Below are 19,851 nucleotides of genomic sequence, written 5' to 3'. Positions count from 1 at the left end.
TGTCTTTCAATAGCTTGGTGAGAGTTTCACCGGGGCTTGTTTAGTGTTCGCTTAGATATCCAAGAAGCGCACGTCTTGGGCGTTACGTTGGATAAAGGCGCGCCGCGAACTCACGTCCTCGCCCATGAGTAGCGAAAACACTTCGTCAGCGGAGGCTGCCTCATCCATCGTGACCTGTTTCAGCAGTCGCGCACTGGGATCCATCGTGGTCTCCCATAGTTCCTGGGCGCTCATCTCGCCCAAACCTTTGTAGCGTTGAATCCCACCTTCCTTAGGCATTCGCGCCCCGGAATCCAGACCCAAGCTGACCATTTTGTCTTTTTCCTTGTCGGAATAGACGAACTGGTGAGGTTTGTTGGACCACTTCAGACGGTAAAGCGGCGGAGTGGCCAGGAACACGTGACCGTTTTCGATGAGTGGACGCATATAGCGGAACAGCAGGGTCAGCAGCAGGGTGGTGATGTGCTGCCCATCCACGTCCGCGTCTGCCATCAGCACAATCTTGTAGTAGCGCAGTTTCGACAAATCGAAATCTTCACCAATTCCGGTGCCGAAAGCGGTAATCAGGGACTGGATTTCTTTGTTGTCCAAAGCCCGGTCCAGGCGGGCTTTTTCCACGTTGAGGATTTTGCCGCGCAACGGCAGGATAGCCTGGTGCGCCGGGTCGCGCCCCGCCACCGCCGAACCGCCTGCAGAGTCACCCTCAACCAGGAAAATTTCACAATCAGAAGCGTCTCTGCTGGAACAATCCCGCAGCTTGCCAGGCATTGAGAAGGAATCCAGAGCGGTCTTGCGCCGAGTCGCATCCCGTGCTTTTCGAGCCGCGTTACGCGCTTGCTGAGCAGATTGGGCTTTGGCAATAATCGCTTTACATTCCGCCGGATGGGCATCAAACCAGTCTCCCAGCTGGGAATACACGGTCTGTTGCACGAAAGTGCGGGCCTCGGTGTTGCCCAGTTTCGTTTTCGTCTGACCTTCGAACTGAGGATTACGGATTTTCACGGAAATCACTGCCGTCAGACCTTCGCGGCAATCGTCACCGGACAGGTTTTCGTCTTTGTCCTTGATGAAGCCTTTTTCCCGCCCGATCTTGTTCATCAACGAAGTCAAGGCAGCCCGGAACCCTTCCTCGTGGGTGCCTCCCTCGGTTGTGTTGATGGTGTTGGCGTAGGTATAGATAGATTCTGAGTAGGCGCTGGTCCACTGGAGGGCGATTTCCAGCGCCATGGCGTTTTCAACATCCTCCAAGCTAGCCTCGAAGTCGATGATTTCTTCGTGGACGACCTCGGATTTCTTGGTGTCGTTGATGAAATGCACGTAATCGTGCAGACCGTTTTCGTAACAGTAAGACACTGAGCGACGTCCGACCTTGGGAGAATCCGCGTCTCCGTCTTGGTCCCCGGTCACAAAATCACCTTCCGCTGTCACATTGGGGCGCTCATCGGTGATGGTGATACGCAATCCCTTGTTCAGGAAAGCCATCTGTTGGAAACGGGTCCGCAGGGTTTCATAGTCGAACTCAACGGTTTCAAAAATCTCGGGGTCCGGATAAAACACCTGGACAGTACCGGTTTCCTCGGTGGGTTCGCCCCGGCGTAGCGGCTGGATGACTTTGCCCCCATTGCCGAACTCGATATGCCACTCGTAACCGTCTCGTTTCACGGTGGTCAAAATCTTGGTGGACAGGGCGTTTACCACCGAAATACCGACCCCGTGCAAGCCGCCGGACACCGCGTAGGAGGAGCCACCGAACTTGCCGCCCGCGTGCAGAATAGTCATGACGACTTCCACGGTCGGTCGGTGTTCACTGGGGTGTTCCGCCACCGGAATACCGCGGCCGTTATCTGCCACCCGCACCCCGCCGTCGGCTTGTAAAGTCACCTCAATATGGTCACAGTACCCCGCCAAAGATTCATCGACCGAGTTGTCTACCACCTCATAAACCAAGTGGTGTAAGCCCCGTTCTCCGGTGGATCCGATGTACATACCGGGTCGGACTCGCACTGCTTCCAGGCCTTCGAGGACCCTAATGTCAGAAGCGTCGTAGTGCTCTTCGGGCTTTTCAAAATCGCTCACGTTTGTGTCTCCTTTTTTCGGCTTTTTCGCCACCATAATCCTATCGAATTTTTTGACTATTGCCCTTTAGAGACACGTAAAGACGGATTTCACAGGCTTAATGTGAAAATCATGGCAAAGCAGGTGATGGTTATCTGTGGCGTGTAGCCGTCGATAAAGTTTGGCATAAGGTCGGTGCCAAGGTTCTAGCCGTAGGTGTCGCGCGGTCCGCGCCCTGGAACGCTGCGGGGGCCGTGATTCCAAGACGGCACCTGAGGGCCGCGGATAATGATTTGCTGCACCACTCCCGCTCCCAGCCGCTTGGTGAGTTGTTTGAGCAGCTCGGGCAGTAAGAATTTCAGCTGAGTAGCCCAAGCGGTCGAATCCGTCCGGACGATGAGCTTGCCCTTTTCGAAGCTCTCTACCGTGGAATGGGCAGCGACCTGGGCACCGACATATTCATCCCAATGTTTTTTCACATCGGCGATTTCCAGCGGAGTCTCCCACCCTAAACGCTGCGCCAAATGCCCCAGCAGGAATCCCGCCCGCTGTGGATCGTTTCGGGAGGGACGCGACCCGTCCGTGAAATTGGCGGTAGCCGGCCCCGGAGTCGCTAACTGCTCAATTCTCTCCGGAGTCGAACCAAGGCTTTTCGCCAGGTCAGCGTAATACTGTTTCGCGATTTCGCGATCCAACCATTCCCGTTCGCTCAAATTGTCCGCGTGTTCAGCGGTGGAAAATCCGCGTACCTTCCCAGTGAGGGGGTAAAAGCCCAAGCTGAACATGAGCTCGCGGTAACTTTTCACCGCACGACGCGGCAGCGGGGAATGCATGGTCGGATACAGACCAGAATAGTCGATACCTTTAGCCAAGATGGACCCCCTCTCCCGCTGACGACAACCGCCCAGTCATTATTGCAAAAAATCCGGTGCTGCTCCCTGACCGAGAGTCTCCACGCTGCTTTCACGGGTTTCTGGGTCCAAAGTGACGCGGTAGAACGCGGCGTGTAGAGCTTCAGGAATTTCAGTTCCGGTCGCAGAAGTAATAAACACCTGGTCAGCCTGGTCAATAGCCCACAGCAGGGCGGCACGGCGCTGTTCATCGAGCTCCGCAAACACATCATCCAACAGCAACACCGGGGTGTCCGCAAAGTTTTCGCGCAATAAGGAAAATTCTGCCAAACGCAGGCTCAAAGCATAAGACCAAGACTCACCGTGGGAGGCAAAACCCTTAACCGGTAAACCATTTAAATGCAGCTCCAACTCGTCACGGTGGGGACCGACCAAATTAACTCCGCGCCGGGCCTCATCCGCGTGACGTTGCGCGAGAGCCTGGCGAAACACAGATGACAGCAATTCCGGGTTTGCATACATTTCGCGCTGCTCATCCGCGGACAGTTCCAAAGTTTTTGTGACACTATCCGCATAGGTCAATCCCACCGGGGCGGGGTGCCCGGCAATTCGGGCATACACCGAGGGCAAAAACTGCGCCAACTGGTCGATTACCCGCGCCCTTTCACGCATGACTTCTACCGCTACCGGGACCAAGGCATCATCCCAGATAGAGAGCTGAATTTCATCTATCGGAGCGCGCCGTTTCGCCACGTCTTTCAGGTAAGCTCCACGTTGACGCGCGATTTTTGTGTATTCACCCAACGCCCCAACCAGGGTCGGACGCAACTGGATAGCGATACGGTCCAAAAAAGTGCGGCGAGTAACCGGGTCGCCTTGTACCAACTGCAAATCTTCAGGGGCAAACAGCACGGTAGACAGGTGACCCAGCAAAGAGCGCGGGCGCACATTATGCCGATTAATCATGGCGCGATTAGCCCTGCCCGCCAACAGTTCAATCTCTAACAGTTCCCCGCTAGCATCCGGATCGGTCAAATCTGTACCAGGATGAACCCGCGCCCGAATTACTCCCGCGCGTAAGGTTGCCGGCGACCGGACCGTGTCCCCAATTTCGCGAAAAATCAGACCCGCATCCGTACCAATCCGGTGCGAAGCCAACACCGCCAGGTAGTTTAGCGCCTCCAGCAGGTTCGTTTTGCCTTGCCCGTTGGCTCCGACAAACACGTTTGTTCCCGCCGGAAAATGCAAAATCACCTGACGGTAGGAACGAAACCAGTCCAGAGCCAGGTCGGAAACAAACACGCGCCCCCCTGAAAGTTCTCGTGACCTACCCCTTGTGAATAAAACTCTAAATGCTGGTGCGGATAGGCATAATCAGGTAGCGGAAAGTCAGATTATCCTCACCAGTTTCTTCCTTTTGACCCGTGATGACCACTGGTTTCGCCTCATCTTTGAAAGACAGACGCGCATACGGTTCGTCGATAGCACCCAGTCCCTCCAGGAGCATCCGTGAGTTAAAAGATACCGAGATGTCCGGACCGTTCAACAGCGCTGGAATCGTGTCAGTCGCACTGTTTTCCGCGCCATTACCCGCCAGGAACTCCAACTGTCCGGAGGTGAAACGCAAAGAAATCTGTTGATTAGAGAGATTAGAGGAGACAATCGCCACCCGCTTGGCAGTTTCAATAAACTGATCGACCTTTACTACCGCCGTGACATTAATCGGTTCGGGGAACAGACGCCGCACGTCAGGATAGTTTCCGTCGTTAATTTGGGAAGTAAATACCCGTCCGTTGGCTGCCAAACCAATCAGGGAAGCGGGATTATTGGCAGAACCCACCGCGACTTCGACATCGCCGGCGGTAGCAATGTTCTTTGCTGCATCGCTCAAATTTTTGGCTTTCACCACCAGGTCTTGATCCCCGCCCTGACCACCAGCCCACGGCATCTCTTTCAACGCCATCCGGTAGCGGTCAGTTGCCAAAAGATACAGTTTGTCCGGGCGAACCTCCAGAGAAATCCCCGTCAGCAGCGGCAACGTTTCATCACGAGAAGCCGCCACCGCGACTTGTGAAATTGAATGAGCAAAAGCTGCCGCATCGACTTTCCCTGCACTTTCCGGCATTTGCGGCAACGGCGGGTATTCCTCAGAATGCATCATGATGAGCTTTTGTTTGAAAGAACCACAAGTGATGTGCAGGTAGTTATCTTCCGTAGCAAACTTCACCAGGTCAGCGCGAGACGGCAAGGCTCGTGCCGTTTCGCTGAGTAGCTTGCCATCTACCACTGCCACCCCCGGATCTGTGACTTCTTCAGCTGCGACCGTCACACGAGACGAAACCTCATAATCATAGGAGGAAAACTCCACCCCGTCCTCTCCCGCTTCGATGCGTACACCGGAAAGCACTGCCACTGCCGGACGTGGTGAAATAGACCGGGAACTCCATGCCACAGCTTCTGCCAAAGTGTCGCGTCTCAACACGAGTTCCATGAAATTCCTCCCCAAATGCGAAATGTTGTTATACAAACTCTAACCCAAAACCGCATACTTGAGTACTCCCGTAGTTTACTGTTTCGGCAGTGGAGAGATGCCGGATACACAGCAGCGCCGCGCCTTTGATGATGGAAGAAAAATGCCAAAATTTTTAAAAAATAATTACCTTCATTACCAGTGTGAATTCTGTGTATAACCCGAGTTTGATAGGTGGCAGTTCGGAATCACAAATCTGTAGTTCAGTTGATAACTTTCGGGAAAACGCAGCCGTCTTGTGAATTAAATCCTTTCCACATTTTCATCCACAACAAATTCCCGAAAAAACCCGGCTTCATCCCCAGCTTTGTCCACATTCGCGAGTGTGCCCTGGACGTGCCAGCGGAATAGGGTATGAAGTGGGGTTTTGCGCTGTTTCGGGTCGGGGTCGCGTGGGTTTTAAGTAGCCGATGATTGCCCGTCACCAAATATTGCGGTAACCGGAATGGGAGCGGGGGGAGGAACCCGTACGACGCTGGGGAGGGGGCCCTATCGCGGCGAAAGCGTAGCGGAGACGCGATGGGGGAGGGTGCTCCCTCGATGTCGCTAGGGTCCTCCCCCGCGACCCCCAAATCGGTACACCGCAACCTCACCCAAACACCTCTTGAACTTGAGAGATACTGTCCGTACCGCCCTTGTGAACGGAATAACTCAGGCAGAGACAAAAAGCCAGGAGACGGAAACTGCTGAAATTACAGCTGGAACTAGGATTCGCGGGTGGCGCGGCGCACCGCGTCGGAAATATCGGAAACAGATTTGAAAGTTTGGGTGTCTTCCTTCATGGATGCCGCGACCTTTTTATTGGCGTGCATGACTGTCGTATGATCGCGACCTCCAAAAGCAGCTCCGACTTGGGGCAATGACAGGTCGGTCAGTTCACGACACAGATACATGGCGATTTGGCGCGGTCCCACCACGGTACGGGATCGGTTCGCGGAGAGCAAGTCTTCGGAAGTCAACGAAAAGTATTGGGCAGTGCAATCAATAATCATTTCAGGAGTGATTTCTTTGGCGCCCTTGCCGGTCATCAAATCGCGAATTGCCAGTTTCGCAGTTTCAATGGTGGCGGGTACGTGGTTCAGTGACCAATATGCCGTGACCCGAATCAATGCGCCTTCTAAAGCGCGAATGTCGGAATCAACGTTTGAGGCAATGAATTCCGCCACATCATCGGGCATTTGCATGTTTCCGGCCTGGGCTTTTCGGCGCAGAATCGCAATTCGCGTCTCTAGGCTGGGGGGTTGAATGTCTGCCATCAGACCCCATTCCAGGCGCGAACGAACTCGCTCTTCAAACCCCTTCAGCTCTTTGGGAGCCACGTCAGAGGTGATAACGACCTGTTTTTGTGCGGTGTGCAGCGTGTTAAAGGTGTGGAAGAACTCCTCTAAGGTTTGTTCTTTGCCTGCCAAGAACTGAATATCGTCGATGAGCAGGAAGTCGACTTCGCGGTACCGCGCCTGGAATTCAGCGAAAGTCTGTGAGGCGATGGCGTTGATGAACTCGTTGGTGAACTCCTCAGAAGAAATGTACTTGACCTTCGAGTCGGGGTACAGCTCCAGGGCATAGTTGCCGATGGCGTGCAGCAGGTGGGTTTTGCCCAGTCCTGGACCACCATAAATAAACAGTGGATTGTAGGCTTTGGCAGGAGACGCCACCACAGATTCTGCTGCGGCAGCGGTAAATGAGTTTGAAGAACCGATGACGAAAGAGTCAAAAGTGTAGGTCGGGTTCAGTCCCGTGTTCGAGTCAATGTGCAGGGTCTGTTGATGTTCCGGCTCCCAGACGGGGGTGGTGGGGGCGATAGGTGGGGCTGGTTGAGGTGCTACGGGTTCAAAAGTTTGGGGTGTGGGCGCCATATTGCCCAGGTTTTCGTCTACGGTCACAATCAAGTTGTTGATGGGACGGTGCAACACTTCGCTGAACGTGGTCTTAAACAGGTCGGAGTACTTCGACTCAATCATGGTCTTGACGTCATTGCTGGATACTGCCAAAACAGCTGCGTCCCCGGATTCCCCCAAACCTTTGGATTGGCGGATGAGCGCCAGGTCGAAGTTGCCGATTTTTCCTGAAACACTGAGATTTTCAAGCGCTTTCGCCCAAAAATCGGTAGGTCCAAGGTCAGCTTTGGCCGCGCTTTCCCAGGCAGCATTGTCCACGGTCAGTACTCTCCTTGGCTGTTGTGTCTATGCAGATAAAACTGAGTAAATCTTGCCACTCTTTAGTGAAATCCACAAAGTTTTCCACAACCTGTGGACAAAGTTACAACCGTGTAACTCTGGGATGAGGTGCAATTTCATTAGAGTTTTCCAATTATTTTCCAGGAAATTCTATGACTCCGACTTTTTCGCTAATTTGCAAGGATGCTGATAATTGGGCTAAATTGGGGCTTCGTCTTATGACTTAACTGCGGCTCGGGATTTCCCGGGATTATTTTTCAGGAGAAAAAAGTGACTAAGCGGACTTATCAGCCCCATAATCGTCGCCGCGCTCACAAGCACGGCTTCCGTAATCGTATGGCCACTCGTGGTGGTCGGGCGGTTATCAGCGCTCGGCGTCGTCGTGGTCGCAAGCGTCTGGCGGTCTAGTCCCCAAGCTGATGCTTGCTAAGGCAAACCGGCTGACCCGCGCCCAGGACTTTCGTCAGGCAATGCGTGAGGGTCGTCACGCTCACTGTCATAACATGGTGTTTCACCAATATCTCGGTAACGGGAGTGAGCCGGCACGAATCGGTTTTGTCGTAGCCAAGCGGTTTGTGAAACACGCCACAGGACGCAACCTCGTTAAACGTCGGTTGCGTCACTTGGTGCGCGACCGTATCACAGAGTTTCCAGCAGGTTCTTTAAATGTGTTTTATGCCAAAGCTGGCATTGCCGAAGTAGATTATCCACAGCTGGAAAACCAAATTCAGATATTGTTGCGAAAGATGGCGCACAAACAACACGGTGATCGGGATTTTGTAAGTCCATCCCGGTCCTGCTAGCCAGGTTTGTCTCAGATTACGGCTGGTGAAAGTTAGGATAGATACGGTGTTAGCGGGCAAGGCATTATGGCGGTGGGTCTGGAACCTGCCGGCAACTGTGTCGCGCTTGTTTATTCACATCTATCAGCACACCTTGTCAAAAGCATTTGGACCGGTGTGTAAGTATTACCCCAGCTGTTCCCATTACGCTGACTTAGCTTTGCAGGTACACGGATTTTGGAAAGGCTCGGCGCTCACTCTGTGGCGGTTGCTGCGGTGCAACCCCTACTCTGATGGTGGCGTAGATTATCCTCCCGTGAAAGGTTCCTGGACCAATCCGTGGACCGCCCCCGGCAGCGTTAGCTCCCAAACTTATGGTCTTTCCCCTGGTCAAAACGCACTGTGGACCGCAGAGGCGAGTGGGGAAACTTTGGAAACGAAAGAAAGAACGGTGTCATGTTGCTGAGCCTGGTTTCGGCTGCTGGGGAAGCCAAGCTGTCCCTCTACGATCAGATTTTGTACCCCTTTATGTGGGTGGTGGGTTGGGTTCTGCGTGGGGTTCACGAGATGATTACCCTCCTCGGTGTAGAGTCCGGCGCTGGAATTGGCTGGGTGTTGGCGATTGTCGGGATGACTATCGTGGTGCGCCTGATTATCGTGCCACTGTTTATCAAACAGATTAAAGCGTCTCGGGCTATGAGCTTGGCGCAGCCCGAATTGACTGCCATTACCAAGAAATATAAGGGCAAACGTGATCAGCAGACCATGATGCGCCAACAGGAAGAAATGAAAGCCGTGCAAAAGAAGTACGGCGCTTCCATGTCCGCCTCGTGCCTGCCCCTATTGGTTCAGATGCCGGTACTTCTCGCTCTGTATCGTTTGCTTTACTACATGTCGGCGGTCGCGCACGGGACTATGCCCGAGCATGTTTCCATCGGCGGAATGGGTCAACAGCAAGCCAAAGCCCTGTGGGATTCCACGTTCTTTGGTGAATCTTTGGGTCAGACTATGTTCGGTCCCACTTCCACCTTGCAGACCAAGATTGTCATTGGCATTATGGTGGCTTTTCTGGTTATCACTATGTTCGTTCAGACCGCGTTCCTCTCCATGAAGAACATGAGTGACGAACAGCTGAACTCGGATAACCCGATGGTGAAATCCACGAAGTCCATGATGTATTTCATGCCCCTGGTGTATCTGTTCACCGGTCCGGTCGTGCAGGTCGGGCTGCTCATTTACTGGGCGACTTCTAATACGTGGAGTTTGGTGCAACAGTACTTCATGATTCGGGCATACCCCACTCGCGGTTCCGCTGCCGCGCGGTGGCGTGCTGATGCGCATGAACAGAAGTTTGAGAAATACCGTGCTGACCAAGAGAAACAACTCTCTGCTCAGTTGGAACAGATTGAGCTTAATGAGGCGGGGTTGTATCAAAAGGGTGTTCAGGTCGCTATGCGTGAAGCCCGGTTGGCGCATATCCGGAAGCTCGAGAAACGCCGGATGGAGCTGGGATTAGATGAAATTAATTTCGGTTCCGTGGATGCCCAGGGTAAAGGGGGCAAACAGCAACGGATGCAGCCCGGTCAAAAGGGCTGGGAGGAATACCGCGCTCAGTTTGATAAGGACAAAGCTGAGGAACGCGCTGATATGGAGCCTGATCCGGATGAAGTGGGTAAGGATGGTTTGACCGCCAGCCAACGTGCCACTAAACAAGCTGAAAGGCGTGCAGCAGAACGCAAAGCTAAACAAAAGAAATCAAAAAAGAAGCAAGGGAACCGATAGAGACGAAATTTTCAGGCAATGCGACGCAGTGAGTTGCCTGGGAAACGAGGGAGCAAAAACATGAGTGAAACAATGGATGAGTTGGACATAATCGAAGAAGGCACCGAAGTCGTTGCCAATCGTGGCTCCAAAATGGAGCGCCTGGAAAATGAAGGTGACTTGGCAGCAGATTATTTAGAGGAACTGCTGGACATCGTTGACCTGGACGGCGACATTGAGATTGATGTCGAGAACGGGCGCGCTCTGGTCGAGATTGTGACCGGAGATGAAGAACCGGATCGACGTCTCAAGAGGTTGATTGGTCGGCATGGTGAAGTTCTGGAGGCTTTGCAGGAGTTGACGCGCCTGGCAGTACAGTCTCAAACCGGGGAACGGTCCCGATTGATGCTTGATATTGCGGGCTACCGCACTAATCGACGTCTTGAACTGCAGGAGCTAGTGGAACGTTTGGGCGCGCAGGTGCAGGAAACCGGCGAGCCGGTACAACTCGATCCTATGAATCCTTTTGAACGCAAAGTGTGCCACGATAAGGCTGCCCAGATGGGATTGTATTCTGAATCCGAAGGTGTGGCGCCTCATCGTTACGTCGTCATTTCTCTCGATGAAGGTGACGACGAGGATTTCGAGGACGAAGACCAAGACGACTTTGACTCCGCCGCGGAATCTCCCGCTGGTACGGCTGCTGACCTGACAGACTCAGCTGTTGATGAAGCGGATAATGCCACCGCAGAAACCTCCGAAGAAGCCTAACGATTTAGGTCGTTCGAGAGATATTCCATGACAGATTCAGTGCAGGATACCCCGGCGGAGGACACGTTGGGAGAGGTACAGGTTGAACCCGAACCTGATGGTCTTGCCGACGTGTTCGATACCAGTGCCGGTCAAATGCGTTACTACGCAGACCTACTCGCACACGAGGGTCTGGAACAGGGGTTGCTGGGACCGCGAGAAGCGGGACGCATCTGGAGTCGCCATATCTTAAACTGCTGGGTGCTCAGTCAGTTACTTCCCGAGGGAGTTCAGGTTGCTGATGTCGGTTCAGGAGCGGGGTTGCCCGGTTTGGTCTTGGCTATTGGCAGACCCGACTTGAGCCTGACGCTGATTGAGTCGATGGCACGTCGTTGCGAGTGGTTGCAGTTTTGTATAGAGGAACTGGGCTTAGACAATGTGCGGATTCGTAACGCTCGAGCCGAAGACATTCGCGGCAAACAGACCTTTTCCTACCTGACCGCACGAGCGGTGGGTAATCTTTCGACTTTGCTGGGGTGGACCGCTCCTCTGGTGAAAAAGCAGGGTACCCTGTTATTCCTGAAAGGTGCCTCAGTCGAATCGGAAATTGCCAAAGCCAAGGGAAACTACGTATTCGTCAAACAAAAGGTATCGTTGCCAGAGGTACTCACAGTCAGCACACCTTTGACCGGTGAACCAACTAGGGTGGTGCGTTTGACGAAGAAATAGGCAAATGTTTCACGTGAAACATTTTGCCCTAGGTCCCCGATGCGGTACGGATATAACCTGCAGTCAGCATGTTTGACATTCGGCGTGCTTGGCTTATTGCGTTCGCACTTCGAAAATCCTTTGGGTGGAGTGATTTGCCTGTGAAAAAATATTGTCAACCTGCGCAACCACAGGGAAATTCCTGTGGATAAGATGTGGATTAAGAATTCAGAAACTTGAATTTTTTCACCATCCCCCATGAAGTAAACTGGAAGGAAAGAAGGGAGTTTATGGTGGCAGAAAACGAACGGCCCAAGGTCGTAGTCCCCCATCACATAGAGCGTCCTGATTCCATTCACAGGACCCTGCGCCCCCGGGTGCCCACGTCCGAGAATGAAACCCCTATCGCTCGTGAACTGCGCAAATCGCTGGAGTTGCGCCAGACTATTGCCTCTGAGGAGACTCCCCACCTGCGCCACAGTCATATTGTCGCCCTGGCAAATCAAAAGGGCGGTGTTGGCAAGACGACCACCCTGGTTAACATGGCCATGAGTTTAGCTAAGCGAGGAGTGGAGGTGCTGGTCATTGATACTGACCCACAAGGTAACGCCTCTACCGCGCTCGGCATTGATCACCATGTGGGCACTCCCTCTCTCTATGATGTGTACACCGGGGAATCTACACTTGCCGAAGTCGCGCAACCTTGCCCACAGGAGGAAAGCCTGCTGGTAGTTCCTGCCACCGTAGATTTGGCAGGGGTAGAGATGGAACTTGCCGATCAGGCTGACCGCAGTTTCTATTTGCGTAGGGCTATAGATTCCTTTTTGGAGGGAAAGTCAGGGTGTTTGATCCTGATTGATTGTCCCCCTTCGCTCGGCTTGCTGACTGTGAACGCATTTTGTGCCGCGCGCTGGGTAGTGATTCCGGTCCAGGCGGAGTACTACGCCTTAGAGGGGATTTCTCTGCTGACTGACACAGTAGATAAGATTCGCGATGCTCTGAACCCACAGCTTGAAGTACTCGCATTTCTAATTACCATGTTTGATAAGCGGACTAATTTGGCAGCTCAGGTGGAATCAGATGTGCGCTCGCACTATCCTGAACAGACACTGTCCACAAATATCCCGCGCCAGGTCGCGATATCAGAGGCTCCATCTTGGGGACAGACGGTCATTACTTACGAAAAGAACTCTGCTGGTTCCTTGGCTTATCAGATGGCAGCCTTAGAACTCTTAGGGAAATTAGCAACGAAGGAAAATTGATTCATGGCTAAAAAACGGGCTTTAGGTAGTGGTCTGGGTGCTTTGATTCCGAGCGCACCGGTCGAGCCACGCGGAGTAGATGTGCTGGTTCCTCCCAAACCAGGCACTAATTCGACTAAAGGGAACGACAAGGTTCACGATTTGTTGAGTCCCGATGCGATGCAGCGCCGGACGGCAAAGACAGCGGAACCGTCGGAACCCTCCCTGGTTCCCGTGCCCGGCATGACCGTGCAAGAATTGCCAATTACTTCCATTACTGCCAACCGGGCGCAACCTCGCGAAATTTTTGATGAAGATGCTTTGGCAGAACTGGCGAACTCAATTCGTTCTGTTGGCATTTTGCAGCCGGTCACTGTGCGACAAATCGAGTCAGATCCGAAACCACTCTATGAACTGGTCATGGGGGAACGGCGTTTGCGGGCAGCAAAGCTCGCGGGTCGTTCAACAATTCCGGCTATCATTCGCGACACCGCAGATGATGAAATGGGCGTGAACGCTCTGTTGGAAAACATACAGCGCGTAAACCTAAACCCTTTGGAAGAAGCAGCAGCCTATCAACAGATGATTGAGGAACTCGGCGTTACCCAAGAAACCCTGGCGAAGCGTCTCTCGCGTTCCCGTCCTCAGATTGCCAATACCTTGCGCCTGCTAAAGCTGCCCGCGGCAGTACAGGTCCAGGTTGCCGCGGGAGTTTTATCTGCCGGTCACGCTCGTGCGCTGTTGGCTCTCGACGATCCCGAAGCGATGACGCAACTGGCGCAGCGGATAGTGGCAGAAGGCTTGTCGGTACGAGCTACTGAGGAAATCGTTGCGGTAGGGGACACTACTGACTCTCAGACCGCTGAGCCGAAAAAGCGGCAGGTTACACCGCTCAGTCCCGACATGATGGAAATGAAATCTCAGCTCGAAGATGCCCTGCAGACGCGCGTTAACCTACAGGTGGGCAAGACAAAAGGGAAAGTCACTATAGAGTTTGCCGACAGCGATGATTTAGCGCGTATTGCCAAAATTATTGCTCACAGCTAGAACCCTGAATTCCTGGCTGGGAAATCGTTAGTTGCGTCAGCACTCAATTGTTTCACGTGAAACATTGCTACTGTTGATTGCGAAACACACAAAGTATCACTGCGTTGGGGTAAACAGTTGCGGGCAAAATCGGGTAACTATATGACCGCCCTGGTAATAGGAGAACAAATCAGAGAGTTCTGACTTCCGAGTCAGAGACTTCAGGTGTACCTAGGCGGATTTGGCGGCAGTATCACCGTGGGCTGCTTCACCATTAGCCAGCAAGGCTTTCTCCTGTTCCACAGTGAGCGCCAAGCGACGGATACCTTCGCGTATCTGTTCCTCGGGGGGATAGCAGTAAGCAATACGCAGGTAGTCAGAGCCACGCCCGTCGGCATAAAATGCCGTGCCTGAGACATAAGCTACCAAGTTTTGCACGGCGCAAGGCAACATGGTGTTCGTGTTGATACCGTTGGGGAAGTGAACCCAGGTATAGAAGCCACCAACCGGGTGTGTCCAAGTGCAATCGGGAAGGTATTTCTTAAGGGCTTCCAGGGTGGCGCGAGCCCGACCTCGATACATGACGCGGAATTTGTCTACTTGACCGTACCAGTCAAAATCTTGGAGGTATTTAGAGATAGACATTTCGGCTGCCATAGAGGGGGTCAGGATAGCCGTTTCATTGGCAACGACCAGTTTTTGCGTAATCTGGTCTGGAGCCAGCGCCCAGCCAATACGGAAACCAGGAGCGAACATCTTGGAGAAAGAACCCAGATAGATAACGCCATCGGGATTCAAGGGTTGCATAGCGGGGTAAAGGTGCCCATCAAAGCCCAGCAGACCGTAAGGGTTATCCTCCAAAATCAACAGGTGGTGACGTTGGCAAATCTCGACAATTTGCGGACGGCGCTTTTCGCTGAGGGTCATGCCTCCGGGGTTGTGAAAGTTGGGCACTGTATAGAGGAATTTGGCAGGGCGACCGGCTCGCTCCAACTCGGTGGCAGCTTCGTCCAGAGCCTCGGGAATCAGACCCTCCTGGTCCATGAGGACATGATGAACGTCGCATTGATAGGAGTGAAACACCGAAAGCGCTCCGACATAGGAGGGCGCTTCAACCAAGATAGGGTCGCCGGGATTCACAAAGAGTTGCGTAACCAGATCTAAGGCATGCTGAGACCCGGCGGTAATGGTGACGTTAGCAGCGGAGGCATGAATGCCCTCCAAGCTCATGATGTCGGTGATTTGTTCACGTAACGTCTCCAAGCCCTGACCGCCACCGTACTGCATAGCGGTGGCGCCATCCTGAGCAAACATCTGCTGGAAAGAACGGGCAATCTGTTGCAGAGGTAGGTCTTTCAGATTAGGCATTCCGCCAGCTAAAGAAACGACCTCGGGACGAGACGCGACGGCAAACAGGGCTCGTGTCTGGCTGATTTGTAAGTTGTTGGCACGGGTCGAGAATTGAGATGACCAATCAATTGGGTTTAATGCAGAAGCTGAAGTCATAAACGTTCCTTAGAGTGAGATGTTTGCAAGTTTACGCTGGCACGAAAGTCTGCCAAAATTTCTGAGCAAAACCGCTGAGACGCAAAAGCGGTCCCCCGCTGAATCCGGGAGAAAGGAGTAAAGCCGGAAACCCCAGCGAAGGACCGCGGAGTAAAGTCTGCTCTTCCAATCTAAAGGTTGTTAACGTAAATGCGGAGAAAATCGCGTTAGACGGTACGCAAAAGCGGAACCACAGGGTCGATGAACGGAGTGTCTCAAAGAACCTCAGGCCAGGGCAGCTTCTATTTCCTCTTTGAACTGAGAACGAGGGCGACCCCCGATGATCTGGTGGACGACCTTGCCTCCCTTGAAAATATTAAAGGTGGGAATGGCAGAAACCCCGTACTGGGCCTGGAGGGAGGGGTTCTTATCCACGTCGCACTTGGCGACTTTCAGACGATCGCCGAAGTCAGCAGCGATTTGATCCACAATCGGTGCCATCTGACGGCAGGGACCGCACCAAACCGCCCAGAAGTCCACCAGCACCGGAACGTCAGAGTCCAGCACCTCGGCGGCGAAATTACTATCAGTTACTTCAATAGCTGCGGACATAATACTTACCTTTCTCTTGGGTGAAATCTATCGAACCTGCTGTTACCACAGGCCAAAAATGTGTGACTCGACTGGCTCAATTAACCTGAGCATCGTGGTCCTTAATATAGCGATCCGCATCAATAGCAGCACGACAGCCAGAAGCGGCGGAGGTCACTGCCTGCCGGTAAATCCCGTCTGTGACGTCACCGGCAGCAAACACTCCCGGCATGGAGGTGCGCGTGGAGGGGGAATCTACCCAAATGTTGCCTTGTGCATCCAACTCTAACTGGTCCCGCACCAGTTCAGTGCGGGGCAGGTGACCAGCGGCAATGAAGATACCTCCGACCGGCACGGTCTTGGTGTCCCCGGTTTTCACATTTTTCAGGGTGACTGATTCGACCTTGTCCGTCCCGTTGATGGACTCAACTACCGTGTCGAACTCGAAGGAAATCTTTTCTTCTTTAAATGCCTTAGCTTGCATAGCCGCGCTTGCCCGCAGCTCATCACGACGGTGTACCACCGTGACTGAGGAACCGTAGTGAGTCAGGAACACCGCCTCTTCCATCGCGGAGTCACCCCCACCCACGACCATGATGGGTTGATCGCGGAAGAAAAACCCGTCACAGGTAGCACAGTAAGACACCCCGTGACCAGCATGCTCTTCCTCTCCGGGAACATCCAAAGTGCGGTAGCCCGAACCAGTCGCGATGATGACTGTACGACCCTGGTAAGTACCCTCATCGGTGACGACTGTCTTAATGTCGCCGCGCAAATCTAGCTTTTGGGCATCTTCATAGATGACCTCGACCCCGAAGCGCTCGGTTTGGTCCAGCATTTCCTGCATTAGGTCGGGACCTTGAATCCCGTCTTTAAAGCCGGGATAGTTTTCCACCAAGGTAGTGTTCATCAGCATCCCGCCGATGTTCATGGACCCTGCCACCAGCAGTGTTTTCAAAGCTGAACGACCTGCATAAATCCCAGCAGTGTAACCCGCCGGACCCGAACCGATAATAATGACGTCGTACAAAAAGACTCCCTAGGGTAAAAAATAATCGTATACATTTTATTGTAACTGTGAATCCCTAACGATGCTTCCTGATTCACTGAAAACCAAAGGGACGTCGGGTTGAAAACCCGCTGACTTGGGCAAAGCTGAAGTCGAAATCTAGCCGAGGACCTGAATCTCGGAGATGTTCAACCGGTACTCCCCTCCGGCAGAGGTGGGCATCTCAGTACACCACAAGACTAGGCTGTTCGTCTCCACGGGTCGCGCCAGATGATAGGTAACGGTGGAGGACAGTGGCTGCGACCCCAATACAGTAGCCTGGCGGAAATTGTCGGCGTTGCCCTGGCGTAGCTCCAGAGTTCCTCCCGTAGAGGCAGAACTCACCACGACCTTTTTAACTTGGACCGGGGAATCTCCGAGATTAATCACCAGCCCATAACCGCGCCCCCCTACCAGCATGGCGGAACGTAACGCTGAGGTGCGCCAAGAAGTCTCGGGCTTCCCATCAGCTGCCATACCAGCCAGTTCGGGGTGGTCATAGCCATCGGGTAGACCCGAAATGGAAGTCACACTGGTGATGGGCAACGGAGTCGGCTCGGCTTCTGGAAGTACCTGCAGATCCGGCACGGGAGACAAATCTAAGGAATGATCGGCACGCACTGACGAAGGATGGGGCCAGAACCAGGTAAGCAGCGCTAAAACCGTGACTACCACCACCCCCAGCACCGTAATCTTTAATGTCAACGCTGACTCGGCAGCGGGAACTTCCTCATGTTTTGGTGTGTAATCAGTGGCAGCTTGGCGCGCATCGCTGAGGCTGGTGTTCAATACCTCGGTGGTTTCGGCTTTCCAGCTGACCCATTCCTTACGCAGACGCTTACGCTCAGCATCCCAGGAACGTCCCGACACCTCGTCGATAACATCCTCACCCGTCAAGGTATCTTCGTCAGGGACGTCAATGACGTTTTCAGTGGATTCCGCCGGTTCTGACGAATCGTTAAACAGCGGAGTAGGCTCAGGAGGAACGCCGGTGGAAACAGAACGGAACACCGGTGTGCCGTTTGACTTGGTGTGATCCACGCCGCCCCCTTTTTTCTCAAAATCCAGCTGATTTATGTATTTTAGCCCGTTAGGGAAAACCGCGACAAAATATAGCGAACTTCTCTGCGTTAGCGGTGCAGCTTGGCGACAAGCCGGCGCACTTCACGTACCCGAAATGCCCACAGTGCCCCGATGTACAGGGGAACCATGACCAGCGCCACGACCAGGCAACGCCACGCCCCGGAGACGAAAGTGGCACCGTAAGTCCAGCCCGCTCCGGGAGATGGAATGACGAAAGTCAACACTATCCACGCTGGAATTCCTGCCACGACCACCGCCACGAATAAACGCAGATAGTGACCGAGAACTTGGGCAAACACAGCTTTTGCGAAACCTTTACGATGCAACAACACCAAACCCAGGAGTGCCGACGTGGTCAACGATAACGGTTCGGCCGCCGCCGTCACGGGTACCCAGAGAGAGGGGTTGAGCAGGACGTATGAAAATAAACCTAGGAGGGCAGTCAGGAGGGGGAAAGGCAGCATCAGGAAAAATTGGGTCCTCGTGTCCTCCAGAGAATACAGGGCGCGTGAGGTGGTGGAAAAAATGACTTGCCCCGGAATCCCCAAGCTCAAAATGATGAGGATGGCTGCTAGAGCCTGTGCTTGCTGGGGTGGCAGGGCAGTGGCGGTGACATTAGCCAGTGGCAGCGCTCCCACAATCAACATGCCTGCCAAAAGGAAGTTGAACAGGCTGGACAACCGGGCGGCGTGTAGGTAGTCCCCAGCCAGAGCGGGGATGTCGTTTCGGGTAGCGTGTAGCGCCATAGAGGTAAAAATCGCGGTGGTCACGGAAATTGTGACCAGAGATTGGGGCAGCATATACAGCGTGTTGGCGTATTGGTAGATAGCAAAACCGGGATAGAACTTCCCGTCCAGCTGACCGGCACCATTGGCAGCCGAAGCGATACGCGCCACAATGAGGTTCATGAACGTATTAACCACCAGACCCGCGAAAGCCCAGGCGGCGACTCGACCGGTGTGGCGAAAACCTAAACCCCGCCAGTGAAAATTGGCGCGGAGCCGGAACCCGAGATGCATCAGGGGAAACACCAGAATTAGCGCTTGCAGAGCAATCCCCAACGTCATGGAACCTGCCAAAAGGGCAATCCGGGGCGCATCCCACTTCGACACATCAAAGTCGTGGCTGGGGGCGGTGCCGTAAAAGTTGATGAACATCCCCAGTCCGGCAATCCCCACCAGGTTATTCACCACCGGGGACCACATGTAGGGACCGAAGCTGGACAGCGAGTTCAACACTTGTCCCAGCAGCGCATATGTACCGTAAAAGAAGATTTGGGGCAGACACCACAGCGCAAAGATGACGGTCAGGTCAAACAATTTCGGCTGCATTCCCCCCGCAAACAGCATCACCAGGGGCCACGCGAGCGCCACCGACAGTACCGTCAAACCCAGCAAGGCGATAGAAGCGAGCGTGAGCAGGGCGTTTACCCGGTCAACCCCTTCTTTACCGTTGTTGTTTGCCAGCGCGCGCACGATGGTGGGCACCAGAATCGCGTTCAATATTCCGCCCGCCAGCAGGTTATACAGCGTGTTGGGCAAGATATTGGCGGTGTTAAAGGCGTCGGCGATGCCGAACCCGCCAATAGCAACGACCAGCAGCCATTGGCGCACAAAGCCCAGCACGCGGGACACGAGGGTGCCCGCTGCCATGATGGCGCTAGATTTGCCGGTTTTCGTGTTTGCTACCCCGTCAGCTACTTTACGTAGTTGTGGGGAGTCGGGCGGGTTCGGGTTGGAGTCCGGAGCGGGCGCATTCATCGG

General features: G+C 53.7%; 18 protein-coding genes. 8 read left to right on the top strand and 10 right to left on the bottom strand.

Annotated features, from left to right (window positions below):
• Positions 1–51: 51 nt before the first annotated feature.
• From gyrB to dnaA, 5 genes are all read right to left on the bottom strand, one after another.
• Positions 52–2,112 carry a DNA topoisomerase (ATP-hydrolyzing) subunit B gene (gene gyrB / locus HMPREF0576_RS07850; RefSeq protein WP_004011409.1) on the bottom strand — a complete coding sequence of 687 codons (2,061 nt, stop codon included), beginning with the start codon at positions 2,110–2,112 and terminating at the stop codon, positions 52–54.
• Positions 2,113–2,261: 149 nt separating this feature from the next.
• Entirely contained in the window at positions 2,262–2,927 is a 666-nt protein-coding gene (locus HMPREF0576_RS07845; RefSeq protein ID WP_245527379.1) for a DciA family protein, read from the bottom strand.
• A gap of 39 nt (positions 2,928–2,966) precedes the next feature.
• Positions 2,967–4,208, bottom strand: a complete 1,242-nt coding sequence (gene recF, locus HMPREF0576_RS07840) for a DNA replication/repair protein RecF (RefSeq protein WP_004011408.1) — start codon at positions 4,206–4,208, stop codon at positions 2,967–2,969.
• Positions 4,209–4,254: 46 nt separating this feature from the next.
• On the bottom strand, positions 4,255–5,397 hold the full coding sequence (gene dnaN / locus HMPREF0576_RS07835; protein ID WP_004011407.1) for a DNA polymerase III subunit beta: 1,143 nt from the start codon (positions 5,395–5,397) through the stop codon (positions 4,255–4,257).
• A 743-nt stretch (positions 5,398–6,140) separates the two neighbouring features.
• Positions 6,141–7,592, bottom strand: coding sequence for a chromosomal replication initiator protein DnaA (gene dnaA / locus HMPREF0576_RS07830; protein WP_004007803.1), 1,452 nt, complete (start codon positions 7,590–7,592; stop codon positions 6,141–6,143).
• A 291-nt stretch (positions 7,593–7,883) separates the two neighbouring features.
• Here dnaA and rpmH point away from each other — a divergent pair, with 291 nt between their 5' ends.
• From rpmH to HMPREF0576_RS07795, 8 genes are all read left to right on the top strand, one after another.
• The gene (gene rpmH, locus HMPREF0576_RS09235) at positions 7,884–8,021 is read left to right on the top strand and encodes a 50S ribosomal protein L34 (RefSeq protein WP_004007802.1); all 138 of its coding nucleotides are present in this window, start codon (positions 7,884–7,886) and stop codon (positions 8,019–8,021) included.
• 11 nt (positions 8,022–8,032) lie between these two features.
• On the top strand, positions 8,033–8,416 hold the full coding sequence (rnpA, locus tag HMPREF0576_RS07825; protein ID WP_004007801.1) for a ribonuclease P protein component: 384 nt from the start codon (positions 8,033–8,035) through the stop codon (positions 8,414–8,416).
• Between the two features lie 25 nt (positions 8,417–8,441).
• Complete coding sequence (gene yidD / locus HMPREF0576_RS09005) at positions 8,442–8,861, top strand: membrane protein insertion efficiency factor YidD (protein WP_236585967.1); 420 nt, start codon at positions 8,442–8,444, stop codon at positions 8,859–8,861.
• Positions 8,852–10,177 carry a membrane protein insertase YidC gene (yidC, locus tag HMPREF0576_RS07815; protein WP_004011406.1) on the top strand — a complete coding sequence of 442 codons (1,326 nt, stop codon included), beginning with the start codon at positions 8,852–8,854 and terminating at the stop codon, positions 10,175–10,177. The genes yidD and yidC overlap by 10 nt, the downstream gene beginning before the upstream one ends.
• A gap of 60 nt (positions 10,178–10,237) precedes the next feature.
• Positions 10,238–10,927, top strand: coding sequence for a Jag family protein (locus HMPREF0576_RS07810; protein ID WP_004007798.1), 690 nt, complete (start codon positions 10,238–10,240; stop codon positions 10,925–10,927).
• A gap of 27 nt (positions 10,928–10,954) precedes the next feature.
• Positions 10,955–11,635, top strand: a complete 681-nt coding sequence (gene rsmG, locus HMPREF0576_RS07805; protein ID WP_004011405.1) for a 16S rRNA (guanine(527)-N(7))-methyltransferase RsmG — start codon at positions 10,955–10,957, stop codon at positions 11,633–11,635.
• A gap of 269 nt (positions 11,636–11,904) precedes the next feature.
• Complete coding sequence (locus HMPREF0576_RS07800; protein WP_036324404.1) at positions 11,905–12,876, top strand: ParA family protein; 972 nt, start codon at positions 11,905–11,907, stop codon at positions 12,874–12,876.
• Positions 12,877–12,879: 3 nt separating this feature from the next.
• Complete coding sequence (locus HMPREF0576_RS07795) at positions 12,880–13,902, top strand: ParB/RepB/Spo0J family partition protein (RefSeq protein ID WP_004011403.1); 1,023 nt, start codon at positions 12,880–12,882, stop codon at positions 13,900–13,902.
• Positions 13,903–14,112: 210 nt separating this feature from the next.
• Here HMPREF0576_RS07795 and HMPREF0576_RS07790 read toward each other — a convergent pair whose 3' ends face one another.
• The 5 genes from HMPREF0576_RS07790 to murJ all read right to left on the bottom strand — a co-directional run bounded on the left by HMPREF0576_RS07790 (position 14,113) and on the right by murJ (position 19,848).
• A complete protein-coding gene (locus HMPREF0576_RS07790) occupies positions 14,113–15,387 on the bottom strand; it encodes an aminotransferase-like domain-containing protein (RefSeq protein WP_004011402.1) in 1,275 nt (424 codons plus the stop codon).
• 264 nt (positions 15,388–15,651) lie between these two features.
• Positions 15,652–15,978, bottom strand: a complete 327-nt coding sequence (gene trxA / locus HMPREF0576_RS07785) for a thioredoxin (protein ID WP_004011401.1) — start codon at positions 15,976–15,978, stop codon at positions 15,652–15,654.
• Positions 15,979–16,054: 76 nt separating this feature from the next.
• Positions 16,055–16,987, bottom strand: a complete 933-nt coding sequence (trxB, locus tag HMPREF0576_RS07780) for a thioredoxin-disulfide reductase (protein ID WP_004008670.1) — start codon at positions 16,985–16,987, stop codon at positions 16,055–16,057.
• A 138-nt stretch (positions 16,988–17,125) separates the two neighbouring features.
• Complete coding sequence (locus HMPREF0576_RS07775) at positions 17,126–18,046, bottom strand: hypothetical protein (protein ID WP_004008671.1); 921 nt, start codon at positions 18,044–18,046, stop codon at positions 17,126–17,128.
• An 89-nt stretch (positions 18,047–18,135) separates the two neighbouring features.
• Positions 18,136–19,848, bottom strand: coding sequence for a murein biosynthesis integral membrane protein MurJ (gene murJ, locus HMPREF0576_RS07770; protein ID WP_004011400.1), 1,713 nt, complete (start codon positions 19,846–19,848; stop codon positions 18,136–18,138).
• Between the last annotated feature and the right edge of the window lie 3 nt (positions 19,849–19,851).

The sequence above is a fragment of the Mobiluncus holmesii ATCC 35242 genome, assembly GCF_000185445.1.
GTDB classification, from domain to species: Bacteria; Actinomycetota; Actinomycetes; order Actinomycetales; family Actinomycetaceae; genus Mobiluncus; species Mobiluncus curtisii.
The sequence above is the reverse complement of the archived record's forward strand: the minus strand, read 5'-3'. Positions and strand labels throughout refer to the sequence as shown.